At 61.3% G+C, this 2,085-nt stretch carries 2 protein-coding genes; one reads left to right on the forward strand and one right to left on the reverse strand.

The window, feature by feature from the left end; genetic code table 11:
• The coding region (locus tag NLR35_RS33920) for a response regulator transcription factor (RefSeq protein WP_257170889.1) at positions 1-309 on the forward strand (309 nt) is incomplete at its 5' end.
• 217 nt (positions 310-526) lie between these two features.
• Here the strand turns inward: NLR35_RS33920 and NLR35_RS33925 are convergent.
• On the reverse strand, positions 527-2,029 hold the full coding sequence (locus tag NLR35_RS33925) for an NAD(P)/FAD-dependent oxidoreductase (protein ID WP_257170890.1): 1,503 nt from the start codon (positions 2,027-2,029) through the stop codon (positions 527-529).
• Between the last annotated feature and the right edge of the window lie 56 nt (positions 2,030-2,085).

Genomic DNA, 2,085 nt, shown 5'->3' on the forward strand with positions numbered 1-2,085 from the left:
GACAACCCGCAACTTCGATTCTATTACATGGGCGAAACGGCGCCGAACGAGTTCCTGCTCCGTCTATCCAGGGAATCCGGCACGGCGCTGCCGCCGGAATTCAGCAGCGAGCTTGGTCTCACCACCCGCGAAGGCGAGGTGCTGGCCTGGCTCAGCAAGGGCAAGACCAACCGCGACATCGCGCAAATCCTGGGGCTGAGCCCGCGTACCGTCGACAAGCATCTCGAACAGATCTACGCCAAGCTCGGCGTGGAGAACCGGACGGCCGCGGCCGCGATCGCGACGAATGCGACGCGGCGGAATTCGTGATGGGTGAACGGCATGTTGAGGATGTCACCTTAGCAAAGCGTGTCGTCCCGGCGAAGGCCGGGACCCATACCGCGTGATCTCTCTACATTACTAAGGTGGGAGTACTGGGCGATCAGTCTCCGCAAAACTGAGGCCGAGGGGTATGGGTCCCGGCCTTCGCCGGGACGACAGCAGAGGATGTGGCGACCACTACAAATTCCTGGCCGCCGACAGAACCTCACCCATACACGAATGCCTTGTCGTCGAGATCGGTCTTCGGGATCTCGTCCTTCTCGGTCCAGTAGTCCTGGCTGTGCTGCCATTCCGGCTTGTCGCCGCGCTTGGGCAACACGTTCATGTTGCGCATCATGTAGCCGGGGTTGAAGTTTTCCGGATCGATCCAGGGCAGGATCGGCATGTTGTGGTCTTCGGGACGCAGCTTGACCTCGACCTTTTTCGCCCCCTTGGCCTTCATGTGACCGAGCAGGCGGCAGACGAAATCGGCGACGAGATCGACGCGCAAGGTCCAGCTGGCACGGAAATAGCCGAACACCCAGACCATGTTCGGTACGCCCGTGAACATCATGCCGCGATAGGTCACGGTGTCGCCGAAGGCGAGCGGCTTGCCGTCGATCTCGAAGGCGATGTCGCCGAGCGCAGCGAGGTTGAAGCCGGTCGCCGTGACGACGATATCGGCCTCCAATAGCTCACCCGACTTCAGTTGGATGCCGTTCTCGACGAAGCTCTCGATCTCGTCGGTGACGACGGAGGCCTTGCCGCTGGCAATGCCCTTGAACAGATCGGCATCCGGCACGAAGGCGATGCGCTGCCGCCACGGCCGATAGCTCGGCGTGAAGTGCTTGTCGACGTCGTAGTCCGGGCCGAGCACCGCCTTGATCTGGCCGATCAGCTCGTTTTTCACCTGCTCGGGCTTGGACAGGCAGAGCTTGGTGAACGCATCCTGCTCGAACAGGATCTTCCGCCGGACGATCTCGTGGATCCAGGCCTCATCCACCTGGAGCTTGCGCAATTCCTCCGCGATCTCGATCGCATTGCGGCCGAGCCGGAAATAGGTCGGCGATCGCTGCAGCATGGTGACGTGCGCGCATTTGTCCGCGATGTTCGGCACCAGCGTCGCCGCCGTCGCGCCGGAGCCGATCACGACCACCTTCTTGCCCGCGAGATCGATATCGTCCGGCCAGGTCTGCGGATGCACGATGCGGCCCTTGAAGCGGTCCATGCCTTTCCATTGCGGCATGTAGCCTTCCGAATGACGGTAATAGCCCTGGCACATCCAGAGAAAGTTGGCGGTGAAGGTCCTGCACTCGCCGGTGTCCGTCGTCACCGCTTCGATGGTCCAGAGATTCTGCTCGCTCGACCAGCGCGCTGAATTGATCTTGTGCTTGTAGCGGATGTGGCGGGCGATATCGTTGTCGTCAATCACCTCCTTCATGTAGGAGAGGATTTCCTCGGCGGTCGCGATCGGCGGCCCGACCCAGGGCTTGAAGCTGTAGCCGAACGTATGGAGATCGCTGTCGGAGCGAATGCCGGGATAGCGATGCGTGCTCCAGGTGCCGCCGAACGTCGCCTGCGTTTCCAGGATGACGTAGCTGGTGCCCGGCAGTTGCTGCTGGATGTGATAGGCACTTCCGATGCCGGAGATGCCGGCGCCGACGATCAGTACGTCGAAATGTTCAGAAGCCCGTTTGGCGGCGGCGTGAGTGCGAACAGCGACATTCATTGTTGCTTCTATGCCTTGCTTGGTTTGATGCCCGCCCTTGATCGGACGGCGCGTTT

It is taken from the genome of Bradyrhizobium sp. SRS-191 (assembly GCF_024586915.1).
In the GTDB taxonomy this organism is placed as follows: domain Bacteria; phylum Pseudomonadota; class Alphaproteobacteria; order Rhizobiales; family Xanthobacteraceae; genus Bradyrhizobium.